Source organism: Burkholderia sp. SJZ089 (assembly GCF_007828315.1).
In the GTDB taxonomy this organism is placed as follows: Bacteria; Pseudomonadota; Gammaproteobacteria; order Burkholderiales; family Burkholderiaceae; genus Burkholderia; species Burkholderia gladioli.
In genome coordinates, this window is record NZ_VIUM01000035.1 from 1 (window position 1) to 16,839 (window position 16,839).

The following is a 16,839-nucleotide window of genomic DNA, read 5'->3' on the forward strand; positions in this document are numbered from 1 at the left end:
CCCTTCCCATCCCGAACAGGACCGTGAAACGACTCCACGCCGATGATAGTGCGGATTGCCCGTGTGAAAGTAGGTAATCGTCAGGCTTCCCTTCATGACAACCCCCGTTGCCTCAGGCAGCGGGGGTTTTGTCTTTCTGCGCTGCCCAAACGCGGCCTTCCATGCATATCCCCTTGCGCACACGCATCTTCTCATCGCGCTAAGATCTGGAAGAACTTGCTCAGGAGGGCAACGTGAATATCGGTGAAGCCGCGCGCGCATCGGGCGTCAGCGCAAAGATGATTCGTTATTACGAAAGTGTCGGCCTGATCGAGCCGGTCCAGCGTACTGACGCGGGTTATCGCACTTACGGCGGCAACGAGGTCCACCTGCTGAAATTCATCCGGCAAGCGCGTCGCCTTGGTTTTCTTGTTGACGATGTGCGCAAGCTTCTGGCGCTCTGGCAGGACCGTGCGAGAGCCAGTGCAGAGGTGAAGGTGATCGCGCTCGAGCACGTATCGGAGCTCGATAAACGCATCGCCGAGCTGACCGATATGCGCAATACGTTGGCAAAGCTCGCCGCCCACTGTCACGGCGACGATCGTCCGGACTGCCCGATCCTCGAGGAACTGGCTGCCCCGAATGAGCACCATTGTGGTGCGACGCGACGACAGTTTTGATCGCGCCTTTTCCGGATATATCCTTGTGAATCAACGGGTTGATGGAAATGTTGGCCAATTATTCCAAATTGGCATGCCATCCATTCGTGCATTTCATTAGCAAACTGGTGCGCTCTCGCTATAATTCGGGATAACCCTATACGGGATATCCCTTATCCAGATTCACCGGGGGATCTCAAACTTCCTTGGAGAGCATCATGGTTGCCTACATCGTTGAAAAGCTGAGCTACTGGTTCGAATCCGCTGAACGTGAGCGTCGCGAAGCCTACCTGGCCTCGTCGAGCGACATCGTTCAACTTGAGCAGCGCATTCGCGCCCTCGAAACGAACGGCTACTCGCTGTAAGTCGTACCGGCGTCGGTCGCATGCGCTGAGCATGCGAAGCATGAAGAGCCCCGAAATTGTCGGGGCTTTTGCTTTTTGGGGTTCCGGGCGTCTAGCGCGTGCTCGGGGAGCGGCTGTATCGTTTCGACATGGACACAACAGCGAGGATGGATGGCATGAACCAGGGAATCTCTCTCCACCGCGCCGGAGCGCGGTGTGCCTGGATGGCAGCGATGCTTGTCGCGATGGCCGGGAGCGGCCATGTGATGGCGAAGGAAGATCGGCCGCCAGTTGTGCTCGACACCCAAACCGGTATCCACGACGGTCGTTCAGGTGTCGTGCTGCAGACCGCCCCGCTGAATCCGGCCCCGATTGTGGCACCTGCGCAAATTCGGCAGCCTGCGCAGTTGCCGCAGGACAATCAGCAAACGCCGTTGATCGTCGCTCCCTATATTCGCGTCCCAACCGATTCGGGGCCGCGCCGATAAGACAAATGCTGTGTGTGCGTATCAGGCGCTGCGCAGCTCGATGCCGAACTTGGCACCGCTGTCCTGGCCCAATGTCTCGACCAAGTATGGCAGGGCTTCTCGCATCGATTCCGCTAGCGTGTAGGGCGGATTCAGAATGAACATCCCGCTTCCATAGAGCCCGAAGCCGTCAGCCGGTGGGTTGCTGACAGTCAGCGTCAGGTGCAGCCAGTTGGTGGTTTGCAGGCGCTTCAACTGATCCGGAAACCGCTCTGATTCCGGGCGTTTCACCTGTGGATACCAGATCGCATAACAGCCGGTCGAAAAGCGCTTCAAACCTTCTTCCACGCACGTGATCGTCCGGGCATAGTCACGCTTGTCTTCATACGAAGGATCGATCAGCACCAGCGCGCGCCTCGGTGCGGGCGGCAGCAGTGCCTTGAGTCCTTCGAAGCCGTCGGCCGCGAAAATCATAGCTCGACGACCGGCATCGCGGAAATTGTGTCGCAGAACGCCGATCTCGGTGCTGTGCGCCTCGAACAGCCGCATCCGATCCTGTTCGCGCAGCAGGCGCCACGCGAAGTAGGGCGAGCCAGGGTAGAAGCGCAGATCCGGGGTTTCATTGCAGGCGCGAATCTCGGCGACATAATCGGCCAGGGCAGCCGGCAGGTCGTCGGCATTCCACAGCTTCTCGATGCCGGTCTCGTATTCTGCCGTCTTGGCGGCGAAACCTTCGTCGAGCGCGTAGATTCCGGCGCCGGCATGCGTATCGATATACCAGTACGACTTGTCCTTCTTGTTCAGGTAATGAAGCAACTGGACGACGACGGCGTGTTTCAGCACGTCGGCATGGTTGCCGGCATGGAATGCGTGGCGATAACTGAACATGGCAGGATAAGACGTAGAAAATCGGATTCGATGGCGAGAGCGCGATGCCGGCGCCACTAGGCGGCGCCGGCCCGCGGGACTCGCGCGGCCGGGTATTGTACGCGACCGTGCCTACTGCGCCTGGTCGCCGACGATCTCCTCGATGCGCTGCTTCAATTCCGGTGTGATACGCGCGGCAACCTCGATGGCCTTCATGTTCTCGCCGATCTGCTCGACACGCGAGGCGCCGGTAATCACGGTGCTGACGTTCGGATTCTTGAGCGTCCAGGCGATCGCGAGTTGGGCGAGGGTGCAGCCGAGTTCGTCGGCGACCGTCGCGAGCTTGCCCACGGCTTCGTTTTTTGCCGGATGTGTCAACTGCTCGCGCAGCCAGTCATAACCTTGCACCGCGGCCCGGCTCCCGGCCGGTACGCCGTCGCGATACTTTCCGGTCAGCAGCCCCGAGGCCAGCGGGCTCCAGGTAGTCAGGCCCAGGCCAATGTCCTCGTAGAGCCGACGGTATTCCTGTTCGACGCGGCGGCGATGAAACAGGTTGTACTGCGGCTGCTCCATCACGGGCTTGTGCAGATGATGCCGCTCGGCAATCTCGTAGGCGGCCCGGATCTCGTCGGCGCTCCATTCCGAGGTGCCCCAGTAGAGCGCCTTGCCGCGCGCGATCATATCGCTCATCGCCCAGACCGTTTCCTCGATCGGCGTGTTCGGATCCGGTCGATGACAGAACACCAGATCGACGTAATCCAGTTGCAAGCGACGCAGCGAGCCGTCGATCGCGTCCATCAGGTACTTGCGATTCAGCGTGTGATACTGGTTCGGCGCTTCCGCCAGGCCCCAGAAGAACTTGGTCGACACCACGTAGCTGACGCGCGACCAGCCGAGCGCCTTCAGCGCCTCGCCCATGATTTCCTCGGACTGCCCCTTCGCATAGACTTCGGCGTTGTCGAAGAAATTGATGCCGGCGTCGCGTGCCGCGGCCAGTGACTCGCGTGCGGCTCGATGATCGACCTGGTTGCCATAGGTGACCCACGAGCCGATCGACAATTCGCTGACCTGCAGCCCGGACCGGCCCAACCGCCTGTAATTCATCGTCACTCTCCTCGAATTTGGGATAGCGGCTAGCTTAGCCCGTTTGCCGACAGCATGCAGGAGGCTTCATGCACAATAGCGGCGCCGCGCCTGCGGCGGCACCTGGCCGAACGGCCGGCTTGTCGCGCAGGGCCCGGCAATGATTTCATTGGATCTGAGCACTGAATCGGGAGACGTCGAAATGGATTCGAAACTGGACGGCAAGGTTGCCGTGGTCACCGGCGCCGCGAGCGGCATCGGCAAGGAAATCGCGTTGGAACTGGCCAGGGCGGGCGCCGCCGTGGCGATCGCCGACCTGAACCAGGACGGCGCGAACGCCGTGGCCGAGCAGATCAAGGCGGCCGGCGGCAAGGCGATCGGCGTGGCAATGGACGTCACCAACGAGGACGCCGTCAATGCCGGCATCGACAAGGTCGCCGCCGAGTTCGGCTCGGTCGACATCCTGGTCTCGAACGCGGGAATCCAGATCGTCAACCCGATCGAGAACTACTCGTTCTCGGACTGGAAGAAGATGCAGGCGATCCACGTCGACGGCGCCTTCCTGACCACCAAGGCCGCACTCAAGCACATGTACAAGGACGATCGCGGCGGCGTGGTGATCTACATGGGCTCGGTGCACTCGCACGAGGCCTCGCCGCTGAAGTCGGCCTACGTGACGGCCAAGCACGGCCTGCTGGGCCTGGCGCGCGTGCTGGCCAAGGAAGGCGCGAAGCACAACGTGCGCTCGCATGTGGTCTGCCCGGGCTTCGTGCGCACGCCGCTGGTCGACAAGCAGATCCCCGAGCAGGCCAAGGAGCTCGGTATCAGTGAGGAGGACGTCATCAAGAAGGTGATGCTCGGCAATACCGTCGACGGCGTATTCACCACGGTGGAAGACGTCGCCAAGACGGTGCTGTTCCTGTCGGCCTTCCCGAGCGCCGCGCTCACGGGCCAATCCTTCGTGGTCAGCCACGGCTGGTTCATGCAGTAAGGCCTTCTAATCGCACCAATGAAAAACGCGCTCCGCGGAGCGCGTTTTCGAGGCAAACCGGCGCGATTCGATCGCGCCGGCAGGCTTACTTCAGGACGGCGGCAACCGCGGCCGCGACCGCGTCGATGTTGCGCGTGTTCAGCGCGGCCACGCAGATCCGGCCCGTGCTGACGGCATAGATGCCGAATTCTTCGCGCAGGCGGTCGACTTGCGCCGCGGTCAGGCCCGAGTACGAGAACATGCCGCGTTGTGCGTTGATGAAGCCGAAATCACGATCCACGCCGCTTGCCTTCAGGCGTTCGACCAGGCCGTTGCGCATCGCGCGGATGCGATCGCGCATCTCGCCCAGTTCCTGCACCCACGAGGCGTACAGCTCCGGCGAAGCCAGCACGGCCGAGACCAGGGCGCCGCCATGGGTCGGCGGGTTCGAGTAGTTCGTGCGGATCACGCGCTTGAGCTGCGAGAGCACGCGCGTGGCTTCGTCCTTGCTCGAGGTGATGATCGACAGCGCGCCGATGCGTTCGCCGTACAGCGAGAACGACTTCGAGAACGACGAGGACACGAACACGTTCAGGTCGGCCGCCGCGAACAGGCGCACGGCCGCCGCGTCGGCTTCGAGGTCTTCGCCGAAGCCCTGGTAGGCGATGTCGAGGAAGGGCACCAGTTGGCGCGCCTTCACGACCTCGACGACCTGCGCCCATTGCGCGTCGCTCAGGTCGACGCCGGTCGGGTTGTGGCAGCAGGCGTGCAGCACGACGATGGTGCCTGCCTCGTAGCTGTTCAGCGCGGCGAGCATCGCGTCGAAGTTCACGCCGTGGGTGGCCGCGTCGTAGTACGGGTAGGCCTCGACCTTGAAGCCGGCCGTCTCGAACAGCGCGCGGTGGTTTTCCCAGCTCGGGTCGCTGATCGCGACCTTGGCGTTCGGGTTCAGCGTGCGCAGGAAGTCCGCGCCGATCTTCAGCGCGCCGGTGCCGCCGATGGCCTGGGCTGTCACGACGCGGCCGGCCGCGATCAGTGCCGAATCCTTGCCGAGCAGCAGCTTCTGCACGGCCGCGTCATAGGCGGCGATACCATCGATCGGCAGGTAGCCGCGCGGCAGGCCGGCTGCGACGCGTGCCTTTTCCGCATCGGCCACGGCGCGCAGCAGCGGGATCTTGCCTTCCTCGTTGGTGTAGACGCCAACGCCGAGGTTCACCTTGGTCGGGCGCGTGTCGGCATTGAACGCTTCGTTGAGGCCCAGGATCGGATCGCGGGGCGCGAGTTCGACAGCGGAGAAGAGCGACATGATGATTTCGCAGCAGTAGTAGTGAAATGAAATCAGGGTCCGGTTCCCCCGCTTCCCATGTGATGACGGGGGCGGGCCAGTGGACGGCGCCGATGCCGGGGCGAGCGGCGCGGATCCGGCTATTGTAGCGAATTGCGGCCTGGTTTCGGCCAAAGCCGGGGTGTCGTTGCAGGTATCGGTGGCGCGAAACGGCCATCGAACGCGTGTTGGAGTCCGAGGCAGACATCCTTGGAGGAGGCTCCTAGCGTCCTGGCGTCGATATCGCGGCAGGCTACGCCTAACGGTCAGCCCGCTATTGACCGAAGCGCTAAAATACCCTTTTGCACGCGGCCAGGCCCTCGATCCATGTCCGAACACTCCCCTGAAGTCTCCGCCGAGCTCGACGAATCGAAGTTCGTGGCATTCGACGGTTCGCCGTTCCAGCTTTACCAGCCGTATCCGCCGGCGGGCGACCAGCCCACCGCGATCGAGACGCTCGTCGAGGGTGTCGAGGACGGCCTGTCGTTCCAGACGCTGCTCGGCGTGACCGGCTCCGGCAAGACCTTCACGATGGCGAACACCATCGCGCGGCTCGGCCGCCCGGCCATCGTGTTCGCGCCGAACAAGACGCTCGCCGCGCAGCTCTATGCCGAGTTCCGCGAGTTCTTTCCGCGCAACGCCGTCGAGTACTTCGTTTCGTACTACGACTACTACCAGCCGGAAGCCTATGTGCCGCAGCGCGACCTGTTCATCGAAAAGGACTCGTCGATCAACGAGCACATCGAGCAGATGCGCCTGTCGGCCACCAAGAGCCTGATGGAACGGCGCGACGTGGTGATCGTCGCGACCGTCTCGGCGATCTACGGTATCGGCAATCCCTCCGAGTACCACCAGATGATCCTGACGCTGCGCGCGGGCGACCGGATCGGCCAGCGCGACGTGATCGCCCGGCTGATCGCGATGCAGTACACGCGCAACGAGCAGGACTTCCAGCGCGGCACCTTCCGCGTGCGCGGCGACACCATCGACATCTTCCCGGCCGAGCATGCCGAGATGGCCGTGCGCGTCGAGCTGTTCGACGATGAGGTCGAGACGCTGCAGCTGTTCGATCCGCTCACCGGCCGGGTGCGCCAGAAGATCGTGCGCTTCACCGTCTATCCGTCCTCGCACTATGTGACGCCGCGCGACACCGTGATGCGCGCCGTCGAGACCATCAAGGACGAGTTGCGCGAGCGGCTCGAGTTCTTCCACAGCGAGAATCGCCTGGTGGAGGCGCAGCGGCTCGAGCAGCGCACGCGCTTCGATCTCGAGATGCTGCAGGAGCTCGGCTTCTGCAAGGGCATCGAGAACTACTCGCGGCACTTCTCGGGCGCCGCGCCCGGCGAACCGCCGCCGACCCTGGTCGACTACCTGCCGTCCGACGCGCTGATGCTGCTCGACGAATCGCACGTGTTGATCGGCCAGCTGAACGGCATGTACAACGGCGACCGCGCGCGCAAGGAAAACCTCGTCAACTACGGCTTTCGCCTGCCTTCGGCGCTCGATAACCGGCCGCTGAAGTTCCCCGAGTTCGAGCGCAAGATGCGGCAGGTGGTGTTCGTCTCGGCCACGCCGGCCGACTACGAGACCCGTGTGTCGGGCCAGACCGCCGAGCAGGTGGTGCGGCCGACCGGCCTGGTCGACCCCGAGATCGAGGTGCGGCCGGCCACCACCCAGGTGGACGACGTGCTGGCCGAGATCAACGAGCGCGTGAAGGCCGGCGAGCGCGTGCTGATCACCGTGCTGACCAAGCGGATGGCCGAGCAACTGACCGAATTCCTCGCCGATCACGGCGTGAAGGTCCGCTACCTGCACAGCGACATCGACACGGTCGAGCGTGTGGAGATCATCCGCGACCTGCGGCTCGGCACCTTCGACGTGCTGGTCGGGATCAACCTGCTGCGCGAGGGGCTCGACATCCCCGAGGTTTCGCTGGTGGCGATCCTCGACGCGGACAAGGAGGGTTTCCTGCGCGCCGAGCGTTCGCTGATCCAGACCATTGGCCGGGCCGCGCGTAACGTCAACGGCAAGGCGCTGCTCTACGCCGACCGCATGACCGATTCGATGCGCCGCGCCATCGACGAGACCGAGCGCCGCCGCGCCAAGCAGATCGCGCACAACGAGAAGCTCGGCATCACGCCGCGCGGCGTGGTCAAGCGCATCAAGGACATCATCGACGGCGTCTACAGCGCCGACGAGGCGCGCGCGGAGCTGAAGGAGGCGCAGCAGCGCGCCAAGTTCGAGGACATGTCCGAAAAGCAGTTGGCCAAGGAAATCAAGCGGCTCGAGAAGCAGATGGTCGACTACGCGAAGAACCTCGAATTCGAGAAGGCCGCGCAGACGCGCGACCAACTCGCGGTGCTGCGCCAGCGCGTGTTCGGGGCCAACGTCGGCGATCACGTCGAAGGTGCGAACTGACACTGTGCATGTGCCGCTCGCCGATCCGTCCCTCCGAAGGGCCGGGTCGGTATATTCCATTCCGCCTATCGGATTCTTCCGAAATCCTTTCCATATCAAGGGCTTGAATTTCTTCCCTGTTTGTTCCCCGCGAGATTCGATGCTACACTCCCGAATTATTGAGAATGGTTCGCATTAACGTTCTTAAGTATCCCCGCCGCCCGGCATGAGACCGGGCGACGTCAATCGATCTGACGATAAAAAGAGGAGTGTCAATGTTCGCTTCATCCTTCGCCCGTAGTGGTGTCGCACTTGCCGCGGCCCTGGTCGCGATGTCGGCGTCGGCCGCCGAGTATCCGATCGGCAAGCAGCAGATCCAGGGTGGCATGGAGGTCGGCGCGGTCTATCTGCAGCCGATCACGATGGAGCCGGAAGGCATGATGCGCAAGGCATCGGATTCCGACATCCACCTCGAGTCCGATATCCATGCGGTGAAGAACAACCCGACCGGCTTCGCCGAAGGCGACTGGATGCCTTACCTGCAGGTCGAGTACAAGCTGACCAAGCAGGGCGACGCGAAGTGGAAGGCCGAGGGCATGCTGATGGGCATGGTCGCGAACGACGGCCCGCACTACGGCGACAACGTCAAGCTCGCCGGCCCGGGCAAGTACCACCTGTCGCTGACGGTGAAGCCGCCGATGCAGATGGGCAACATGGCCTTCGGCCGTCACGTCGACAAGGAAACCGGCGTCGGCCCGTGGTTCAAGCCGTTCACGCTCGAGTACGATTTCCCGTTCGCGGGCATCGGCAAGAAGGGCGGTTACTGATCGCGTTCCACCGCCGGGTGATCCGGCCGGGCGGCATCGCGCGATGCCGCCCTCCACGAGAAGCACAATGACATTCCCCAAGATTCTCGCCGTCGCATTCGCCACCGCGGTGCTCGCCGGCGCGGCCCAGGCGGCCGACCTGCCCACCTTCCAGCTCGAGATGGCCGATGGCGTGCTCAAGCCGGCCCGCATCGAGGTTCCGGCCGGCCAGCGTATCAAGATCGAGGTTCGCAACACCGGACGCGGCGCCGTCGAGTTCGAGAGCGTCCAGCTGCGCAAGGAGAAGGTGCTCGCGCCGGGCGCCGAGTCCTTCGTTGTGATCGCGCCGCTGTCGCCGGGCGAGTACAAGTTCTTCGACGATTTTCACCAGCAGGCGCAAGGCGTCATCGTCGCGAAGTAGTTCCGATTTATCGTGCGGCCGCGGATGTCCCGCCGCGGCCGGGACACGGAGGTTTCAATGGGTCAAATCATGTTCATCGTCTGGCGCGAGAGCGTCGAGGCGCTGCTGGTCGTCGGCATCCTCTATGCCTGGCTGAAGAATGGCGATGCCGAGACGCGTCGCGGCCTGCCGTATCTGTGGCTCGGCGTGGGTGCCGGGCTGCTGATGGCGTTCGGGCTCGGCGCCGCGCTGGTCGGCTTCACCGAGGTGCTCTCGGGCGATGCGCAGGACTATTTCCAGACCGCGATGGTGCTGATCGCCTGCGTGCTGATCGTGCAGATGGTGATCTGGATGAAGAAGCATGGACGCACGCTCAAGCGCGAGATGGAGCAGTCGCTGCAGGAAACCACCAAGACCGCCAACTGGTGGGGCGTGGCCGTGCTGGTCGCGCTCGCGATCGCGCGCGAGGGCAGCGAGACGGTGATCTTCCTCTACGGCCTGGGCTTCGGCCAGACCGGCCAGGTCGGCGGCGGCCAGGTGCTGGCGGTGGTGATCGGCCTCGCGCTGGCGCTGCTGACCTTCTACGTGCTGCAACTCGGCGGCAAGGTGTTCTCCTGGCGGCTGTTCTTCCGCGTCACGGAAATCATGCTGCTGTTCCTCGGCGCGGGCCTGTTCGAGGCCGGCGTCGACAAGCTGATCGACAAGGAAATCCTGCCGCTCGGCATCTCGCAGCTGTGGGATACCTCGGCGATCCTCGACGATTCGAGCACGGTCGGCTCGCTGGTCGCCACCTTGACGGGCTATCGCGCGCATCCGGCGCTGACCAACCTGGTGGCCTACGTGCTGTACTGGGTGGTGGTGTACGCGCTGCTGAAGCTCGCGACGCGCCGCCCGGCCGCGACGGCGGGGCGGCCCGCATGAGCACGCCGGTCGGCGGCGCGCGCTGGAGCCGGCTGTCCGAGGCCGGCCACTGGATGCAGCGCCATGGCGCGCTGATCCGCGGCATCCAGTGGGTGGTGGTGGCCGTCTACGCGTTCCTGATCCTGGTGCCGGCCTTCACGCCGCTGCCCGACGACACTGCCCATCTCTGGAACAACCTGACGCTGGCCGCGCAGTTCGTGTTCTGGGGTATCTGGTGGCCTTTCGTGCTGCTGTCGATGGTGATGCTGGGGCGCGTCTGGTGCGGCGTGCTGTGTCCCGAAGGGGCGCTGGCCGAATTCGCCAGCCGCTTCGGGCGCGGCCGCGCCATCCCGCGCTGGATGCGCTGGGGCGGCTGGCCCTTCGTCGCCTTCGGCATCACCACCATCTACGGGCAGATGGTCAGCGTCTACCAGTACCCGCGCGCGGTGCTGCTGGTGCTGGGCGGCTCGACCTTCGCCGCGATGGTGATCGGCCTGCTCTACGGCCGCGAGAAACGCGTCTGGTGCAAGTACCTGTGCCCCGTCAACGGCGTGTTCGCGCTGCTCGCGCGGCTCGCGCCGCTGCGCTTCAAGGTCGACGAAGCGGCCTGGCGCCGCTCCTACACGCAGGGCGAGCATGGCCACCGCGTGATCCCGATCAACTGCGCGCCGCTGGTGCCGCTGCGCAACATGAAGGGCGCCGCGGCCTGCCATATGTGCGGCCGCTGCAGCGGCCATCGCGACGCGATCGCCCTGACGATGCGCTCGCCGTCCGAGGAAGTGGTGCAGCTCGGCGACGCGCAGGCCAGCGCCTGGGATACCGCGCTGATCCTCTACGGCCTGCTCGGCGTGGCGATCGGCGCCTTCCACTGGAGCGCCAGCCCCTGGTTCGTGACCATCAAGCAATGGCTGGCCGGCTGGCTGATCGACCATGACATCACCTGGCCCCTGGAGACCAATGCGCCGTGGTTCCTGCTCACGCATTACCCCGAGCAGAACGACGTGTTTTCGTGGCTCGACGGCGGCCTGGTGGTGTCCTACATCGTCGGCACCGGGCTGGTCTACGGCACCGCGCTGCTGATCGTGCTGTCGGCCACCACCGCGATGCTGGGGCGTTTCGAGCGCGTGCGCCTGCATCACCTGACCCAGGCACTGATCCCGCTGGCCGGCGCCGGCGTGTTCCTCGGCCTGTCGGCCACCACCTTGTCGCTGCTGCGCGCCGAGCACCTGCCGCTCGACTGGGCCTCGCCGGTGCGCATCTCGATCCTGGTCGGCTCGAATCTCTGGAGCGCGTGGCTCGCCTGGCGCGTGACGGGGCGCTACGCGAGCTGGCCGCGCCGGCTCGCCGCGATGCTCGGCTTCGCGCTCGCGCTGGCGATCGTCGACAGCGCCTGGTGGCTGATGTTCTGGGTGTTCTGACACGCCGGCGCGTTATCATCGTCGGCCCAGCGAACCAGCCATCGAGGAGCCGCGATGAGAACCAAGCCGGTACTGACCAGCGACGATGTCAAACGCATGGCGGCCGCCGCGGAAGCGCACGCGGCCGCCAATCAATGGGCCGTCACGATCGCGATCTACGACGACGGCGCCCATCTCCTCTACCTGAACCGCATGGACGGCGCGGCCCCGAGCACCGTCGAGATGGCGCTCGCTAAGGGCCGCGTGGCCGCGCTCGGCCGTCGCGACAGCAAGCTCTACGAGGAAGTGATCAAGCAGGGGCGCACCGCCTTCCTGAGCGCTCCGCTCACGGGCCTGATCGAGGGCGGCGTGGTGATCCAGCTCGACGGCGAATCGCTCGGTTCGATCGGCGTGTCGGGCGTGAAGTCGGAGCAGGATTCCGAGGTCGCGCGGGCCGGCATCGCCGCGCTGACGGCGGCCTGATCAGGTTCCGGCAGGCGCCTCCGGGGTACCCCGCGCGTTTTCAGCCCGCATGAAAAAAGCGACGTGCCCGTCAGGCACGTCGCTTTCGTCTATCTGCATGGGAACCAAAAAAATGGCTTGGCTTGCTGTAACGGCTGCTTGAGTGTGGTTGCACGAAGGGGTCTAGATCTCGCGTGCAAGCCGTTACGGCTGGCTAGTGCCCAACACCTCTCAGGGAGGTGGTCCCCACAATACTCGGTACTTACTTCGTCAGGATCAGCTTGCCCAATCGCGTGGCGCGCAGCTGGTAGGTCTCGCCGTTGTGCATGATCGAGACATGGGTCCGACCTTGCAGCAGTGTGTCGCTGAACACGACCCGCTGATTCGAATCCGCGCTGTCCGCGGATTCCGCCTTCGTGACAGCCGCGACTTTCGTCCGGCCGCCGGGAGCCGCGCTGCCGGTGCGGCGCAGGGTAAGCGTGGAAGGGCGCATGAGTTCGGTCATTCGGTTGGCGGTGAATCAGTGGTGTGTCGATGGAATGAATTCTAAATGATAATTATTCCCATTTACCAGCGATGATTTTTGATCGGAACTTGAACTTCGATAGCTTTTGATAAAGTGCGCCGGCGGCCCATGCAAGGCCGCCGGAAGTGGGTCTTCAGTGCAGCGGATCGGGGTCGCGCCTGCCTTGCGCGTATTCGCGGATCAGGCGAACCGTGTCGATATCGGCGGTGCGATAGGCTTCCTTGACGATCCCCTGGGTCTGCCGCGCGTCCTCGCTGTCGGCCGTCTCGGGCAGGGTGGTGCGGTACTCGAAGCGCAGGAACAGCTCGGCGTCGGCGCGCTCCTCGATGGTCATGGTCAGCGAGCCGCCGATCTCGCCGTCGGCGGCATGGATGTCGTAGCGGACCTGGTGGTTCGGCGTGAAGGTCACGCGGTCGCGAATCGTCGCCTGGCCGAAGTGCAGTTCGCGCTCGAGCACGGTGTCGGTGCGCGACTGGATCTCGCAGCTGTCGAGCCCGATCACGAACAGTTGCGGCTGTTCGGCACGCAGCACGAGGCCTTCCCAGAGTTGCTCGCGGGTCAGCGTCGGCAACATCGGGTTGTCCGACGCGTTGATCTGGATCAGGTGTTCAAAATTCAAGGCAGGGGCTTCCTTCGGTCGACGCGGCGCTGAGCCGCAAGAAGCCTGCATTTTGACGCAATTCCCGGGCGATGTCCGGGGCCGGACTCAGCGGCAGATCCGGCCCATTCGGCCAGCCTGGTAATCGGCGACCGCATCGAGAATGTCCTGCTCGGTGTTCATCACGAAGGGGCCGTAGCGCACGATCGGCTCGCCGATCGGCTGGCCGCCGAGCAGCAGCACCTCGAGCGGCGCATCGCCGGCGGCGATCTCGACCGTGTCGCCGTCGTTCTCGAACACGATCATCTGCTGCGGGCCGCTGACCTGCCGGCTCGCGCCATAGTGGCCGGCGCCGGCGATCGGGTAGGCGAACACGCGGAACTCGCGCGGCACCGGCACGGCGAGCCGCGCCTCGGGCTGCAAGGACAGATGCAGGTAGACGAGCGGCGTCTGCGTCTCGACCGCGGCCCTGGCGCCGAAGGCCTCGCCGGCGATCACCCTGATGCTGCCGCGGCCGTCCTCGGACAGCACGCGCGGGATATCGGCCGAGGCGATCTCCTGGTAGCGCGGCGCGAGTTTCTTGTCGGCACGACGCAGGTTCACCCACAGCTGGAAGCCGTGCGCGCGACCACCGGCTGCCGCGAATTCGGGATCGGGCATTTCGCTGTGAATCAGCCCCGAGCCGGCCGTCATCCACTGCACGTCGCCGGCGCGTAATTCGCCGCTATGGCCCGCCGAATCGCGATGACGGAAATGTCCCTCGAGGATGTAGGTCACGGTTTCGAAGCCGCGATGCGGATGATCGGGCGCGCCGCGGGCCGTGCCGGGCGCGTACTCCACCGGCCCCATTTCGTCGAGCAGCAGGAACGGGTCGAAGTCGGCCAGCAGCCGTGTGGGGAACGGGCGATGAACCTGGAAACCGGCGCCTTCCGTCGCCCGTAATGACGGATAGACGCGCTGGATCGCGCGCGATACGGGCATCGTATATTTTCCTGAATGATCGATTGAGCGAAGTCAAAGTTATTATATGGATCGGCCAGCGGATTACTTCCGCGCGATCCGCAATGGATCGTTCTGCAATTGGAACGATGAAATGAATATCGACGCACACAATCTGAACGACCTGATGTACTTCTCGCAGGTCGTCGAGCACGGTGGTTTTTCGGCTGCCGAGCGTGTCCTGGGAATCTCGAAATCACGCCTCTCCCGGCGGCTGACCGAGCTCGAGGCGACGCTCGGCGTGCGCCTGCTGCAGCGCTCGACGCGCAAGCTGGCGCTGACCGAGGCGGGGCAGTTGTTCTACCAGCACTGCCAGGCGATGCTGGCCGAGGCGCAGGCGGCGATGAACGCGGTGCAGCAACTGCGGGCCTCCCCGCGCGGCACGGTGCGCGTCAGCGTGCCGGTCACGCTTTCGCAGACGATGATGTCGCGGCTGCTGCCCGAATTCCTCCGTCGATATCCCGAGGTCCGCGTGCAGGTCCGCGTGACGAACCAGGTGATCGACCTGTTCGAGGACTCGATCGACATCGCGCTGCGGGTTCGCTCCGAGCCGCCCGAGAATGCCAACATCGTGGTGCGGCCGCTCTGGCGCACCGAGCAGATGCTGGTCGGCTCGCCGAGCCTGTTGGGGCAGAACGCGCCGCCGCTGGTGCCCGACGACCTGGTGCGCTTCGAGACGCTCGACACGCCCTCGGGCGACGGCCGCCACGTGTTCAACCTGATCGCGCCCGACGGCACGCGCCATGTGCACGAGCACGAGCCGCGGCTGGTGACGGCCGACCTGATGACGATCCGCGAGGCGGTGCTCGACGGGGTCGGAATCGCCGCGCTGCCGGAGATGATGTATGGCGGCGCGCTGCGCGCGGGGCAGTTGTCGCCGGTGATGCCGGGCTGGACCTTGCCGGTGCCGCAGCTCTACGCGGTGTTCGTGTCGCGCCAGGGGATGCCGCCGGCGGTGCGCTCCTTCGTCGACTTCCTGGTCGAGAAGCTCGACAACGATTATCGGGAGCCCGAATGCCCCGAGCGCGACGAGAAGCACAAGCAGGCCGCCAAGGCCGCGAAAGCCGGCAAGCCGGCCGAGTCGGGCATCCTTGCCTGAGGCCGGATCGCTTTTGTCATTGAAGCGTCGCCTGCAATCGCGAGATTCAATCGGGGCTCGCTTGAATGCCTGCGCGACGCGGCCTATATTGAAATCCCATTTCGCGAAGGGATGTTCCGAGCGAATCCGGTGGCCGCATATATTGCGAGCCAGATAGGGCAGAACGCGCAAGTCCGTGCAGACCACGGCGTGCCGCATTGCGTTGCTCCAGGCGCCTGACGCCGCCGAAGAGCCCGCCGCCCGAAGGCGCCCGCGTGCGCATCAAAAAAGGCCTTCATCCTGCGATGAAGGCCTTTTACTTTGGCGCGGGCAAGACGCCGCGAACCGATTGATTCGCAGTGCTTGGAAATCGCGCCTACTTCTTCGCCTCGGTCACGAAACCGAGCTTGGTCAGGCCGCCGGCCTGGGCGGCCGACATCACCTCGGCCACGTGCTCGTAGGCGATCTTGCGATCGGCGCGGATATGCAGCTCCGGCTGCGGATCGATGCGCGCGGCATCGGCGATCTTCGCCTCCAGCTCGGTCTGGCTGACTGCCTGGTCGTTCCACAGGATCGTACCGTCGCCCTGGATCGCCAGGTCGATGGTCTTGGGCTTCTCCTCGACCTTCTGGCTGCTGGCGTGCGGCAGGTCGATCTTGACCGCGTGATGGATGGCGGGAAGCGTGACGAGAAAGATGATCAGCAGCACCAGCATGACGTCGACCAGCGGCGTCATGTTGATTTCGTTCATCAGGCCGTCGTCGTCGTCGTCGCCGAACGAGGAATTCATTGCCATGACGTGACCTCGCTCAGTTCGCGCGCGTGGTGGCGAGGCGAATCGAATCGCGCTTCTTCGCCGAGGCGAGGCTCGAGCCCGTCACGAAGTAGGCGTGCAGACCGTGCGCGAAGCGGCGCAGCTTGGTGACGATGCCCTTGTTGGCGCGCGTCAGCGCGTTGTAGCCGAGCACCGCCGGAATCGCCACGAACAGGCCGAAGGCGGTCATGATCAGCGATTCGCCGACCGGGCCCGCGACCTGGTCGATCGAGGTCTGGCCGGTCGCGCCGATCACCAGCAGCGCGTGATAGATGCCCCACACCGTGCCGAACAGGCCGACGAAGGGCGCTGTGCTGCCGATCGAGGCGAGGATCGCCAGGCCGCTCTGCATGCGCGCGACGCCGTCGTCCATGGTGTCCTTCAGGCAGCGCGTGACCCAGTCCGACACGTCCATGCGGTCGTGCAGGTGCGGCTGCGTCTGCTGATGATGCTCGGCCGCTTCCTGGCCGGCCAGCGCGAGCGCGAGGAAGGGGTTGTCCTGGGTGGTCGGCGAGGCGTCGCGCAGCTTCTGCACGCCCTTGTCGAACTCGTCCGAATGCCAGAACGATTGCTCGGCGTTCTTCATCAGGCGGCCGAGGCGCATCACGTTCCAGCCCTTGACGAGGATCACGAGCCAGGAGAGGACCGACATGATGAGCAGCGCGATCGCGATGAAGCGCGTCACGAAATCACCTTGCGCCCAGACGTGCGCGATACCGTAGCTTTCCATTTCCTTTCCTTTGTTTGAATCCGGTGAGACTGAATCGGG

19 protein-coding genes are annotated in these 16,839 nt (G+C 64.5%); 11 read left to right on the forward strand and 8 right to left on the reverse strand.

The window, feature by feature from the left end; translation table 11 throughout:
• The first annotated feature begins 233 nt into the window (after positions 1–233).
• The 3 genes from cueR to FB600_RS35725 all read left to right on the forward strand — a co-directional run bounded on the left by cueR (position 234) and on the right by FB600_RS35725 (position 1,470).
• Entirely contained in the window at positions 234–659 is a 426-nt protein-coding gene (gene cueR, locus FB600_RS35715) for a Cu(I)-responsive transcriptional regulator (protein ID WP_013698832.1), read from the forward strand.
• Between the two features lie 197 nt (positions 660–856).
• On the forward strand, positions 857–1,003 hold the full coding sequence (locus FB600_RS35720) for a DUF3563 family protein (protein WP_013698831.1): 147 nt from the start codon (positions 857–859) through the stop codon (positions 1,001–1,003).
• 203 nt (positions 1,004–1,206) lie between these two features.
• Positions 1,207–1,470, forward strand: coding sequence for a hypothetical protein (locus FB600_RS35725; RefSeq protein ID WP_145758217.1), 264 nt, complete (start codon positions 1,207–1,209; stop codon positions 1,468–1,470).
• 21 nt (positions 1,471–1,491) lie between these two features.
• Here the strand turns inward: FB600_RS35725 and FB600_RS35730 are convergent, their stop codons facing one another.
• Positions 1,492–2,337 (reverse strand): 23S rRNA (adenine(2030)-N(6))-methyltransferase RlmJ, encoded by an 846-nt coding sequence (locus tag FB600_RS35730; RefSeq protein WP_013698829.1) that lies wholly within the window; start codon positions 2,335–2,337, stop codon positions 1,492–1,494.
• A 111-nt stretch (positions 2,338–2,448) separates the two neighbouring features.
• The gene (locus tag FB600_RS35735) at positions 2,449–3,420 is read right to left on the reverse strand and encodes a potassium channel beta subunit family protein (RefSeq protein WP_096750450.1); all 972 of its coding nucleotides are present in this window, start codon (positions 3,418–3,420) and stop codon (positions 2,449–2,451) included.
• Positions 3,421–3,601: 181 nt separating this feature from the next.
• On the opposite strand from FB600_RS35735, the gene FB600_RS35740 reads away from it, so the two are divergent.
• Positions 3,602–4,390, forward strand: a complete 789-nt coding sequence (locus FB600_RS35740; RefSeq protein WP_098153803.1) for a 3-hydroxybutyrate dehydrogenase — start codon at positions 3,602–3,604, stop codon at positions 4,388–4,390.
• An 85-nt stretch (positions 4,391–4,475) separates the two neighbouring features.
• On the opposite strand, the gene FB600_RS35745 is transcribed toward FB600_RS35740, so the two are convergent.
• Positions 4,476–5,675 (reverse strand): amino acid aminotransferase, encoded by a 1,200-nt coding sequence (locus FB600_RS35745; RefSeq protein ID WP_036049909.1) that lies wholly within the window; start codon positions 5,673–5,675, stop codon positions 4,476–4,478.
• A 345-nt stretch (positions 5,676–6,020) separates the two neighbouring features.
• Between FB600_RS35745 and uvrB the strand changes: the two genes are divergently transcribed.
• From uvrB to FB600_RS35775, 6 genes are all read left to right on the forward strand, one after another.
• Complete coding sequence (gene uvrB / locus FB600_RS35750) at positions 6,021–8,111, forward strand: excinuclease ABC subunit UvrB (protein ID WP_036040976.1); 2,091 nt, start codon at positions 6,021–6,023, stop codon at positions 8,109–8,111.
• A gap of 254 nt (positions 8,112–8,365) precedes the next feature.
• A complete protein-coding gene (locus tag FB600_RS35755) occupies positions 8,366–8,917 on the forward strand; it encodes an iron transporter (protein WP_036040975.1) in 552 nt (183 codons plus the stop codon).
• A 67-nt stretch (positions 8,918–8,984) separates the two neighbouring features.
• Positions 8,985–9,317, forward strand: a complete 333-nt coding sequence (locus tag FB600_RS35760) for a cupredoxin domain-containing protein (protein ID WP_017920272.1) — start codon at positions 8,985–8,987, stop codon at positions 9,315–9,317.
• A 57-nt stretch (positions 9,318–9,374) separates the two neighbouring features.
• Positions 9,375–10,217: an FTR1 family protein gene (locus FB600_RS35765; RefSeq protein ID WP_145758216.1), complete on the forward strand. Its 843-nt coding sequence runs from the start codon at positions 9,375–9,377 to the stop codon at positions 10,215–10,217.
• The gene (locus FB600_RS35770) at positions 10,214–11,614 is read left to right on the forward strand and encodes a 4Fe-4S binding protein (protein WP_013698821.1); all 1,401 of its coding nucleotides are present in this window, start codon (positions 10,214–10,216) and stop codon (positions 11,612–11,614) included. Before FB600_RS35765 ends, FB600_RS35770 begins: the two co-directional genes overlap by 4 nt.
• Positions 11,615–11,668: 54 nt before the next feature.
• Positions 11,669–12,076 carry a GlcG/HbpS family heme-binding protein gene (locus tag FB600_RS35775; protein WP_013698820.1) on the forward strand — a complete coding sequence of 136 codons (408 nt, stop codon included), beginning with the start codon at positions 11,669–11,671 and terminating at the stop codon, positions 12,074–12,076.
• Between the two features lie 241 nt (positions 12,077–12,317).
• Here FB600_RS35775 and hemP read toward each other — a convergent pair whose 3' ends face one another.
• From hemP to FB600_RS35790, 3 genes are all read right to left on the reverse strand, one after another.
• The gene (gene hemP, locus FB600_RS35780; protein ID WP_025100868.1) at positions 12,318–12,560 is read right to left on the reverse strand and encodes a hemin uptake protein HemP; all 243 of its coding nucleotides are present in this window, start codon (positions 12,558–12,560) and stop codon (positions 12,318–12,320) included.
• A gap of 154 nt (positions 12,561–12,714) precedes the next feature.
• Positions 12,715–13,200, reverse strand: a complete 486-nt coding sequence (locus tag FB600_RS35785; protein ID WP_013698818.1) for an SRPBCC family protein — start codon at positions 13,198–13,200, stop codon at positions 12,715–12,717.
• A gap of 87 nt (positions 13,201–13,287) precedes the next feature.
• Complete coding sequence (locus FB600_RS35790; RefSeq protein ID WP_096750452.1) at positions 13,288–14,160, reverse strand: pirin family protein; 873 nt, start codon at positions 14,158–14,160, stop codon at positions 13,288–13,290.
• A gap of 112 nt (positions 14,161–14,272) precedes the next feature.
• Here FB600_RS35790 and FB600_RS35795 point away from each other — a divergent pair, with 112 nt between their 5' ends.
• Complete coding sequence (locus FB600_RS35795) at positions 14,273–15,277, forward strand: LysR family transcriptional regulator (RefSeq protein WP_036040985.1); 1,005 nt, start codon at positions 14,273–14,275, stop codon at positions 15,275–15,277.
• A 355-nt stretch (positions 15,278–15,632) separates the two neighbouring features.
• Here the strand turns inward: FB600_RS35795 and FB600_RS35805 are convergent, their stop codons facing one another.
• Positions 15,633–16,052 carry an ExbD/TolR family protein gene (locus FB600_RS35805; protein ID WP_013698815.1) on the reverse strand — a complete coding sequence of 140 codons (420 nt, stop codon included), beginning with the start codon at positions 16,050–16,052 and terminating at the stop codon, positions 15,633–15,635.
• A 13-nt stretch (positions 16,053–16,065) separates the two neighbouring features.
• Complete coding sequence (locus tag FB600_RS35810) at positions 16,066–16,800, reverse strand: MotA/TolQ/ExbB proton channel family protein (RefSeq protein WP_036049920.1); 735 nt, start codon at positions 16,798–16,800, stop codon at positions 16,066–16,068.
• Positions 16,801–16,839 lie beyond the last annotated feature (39 nt).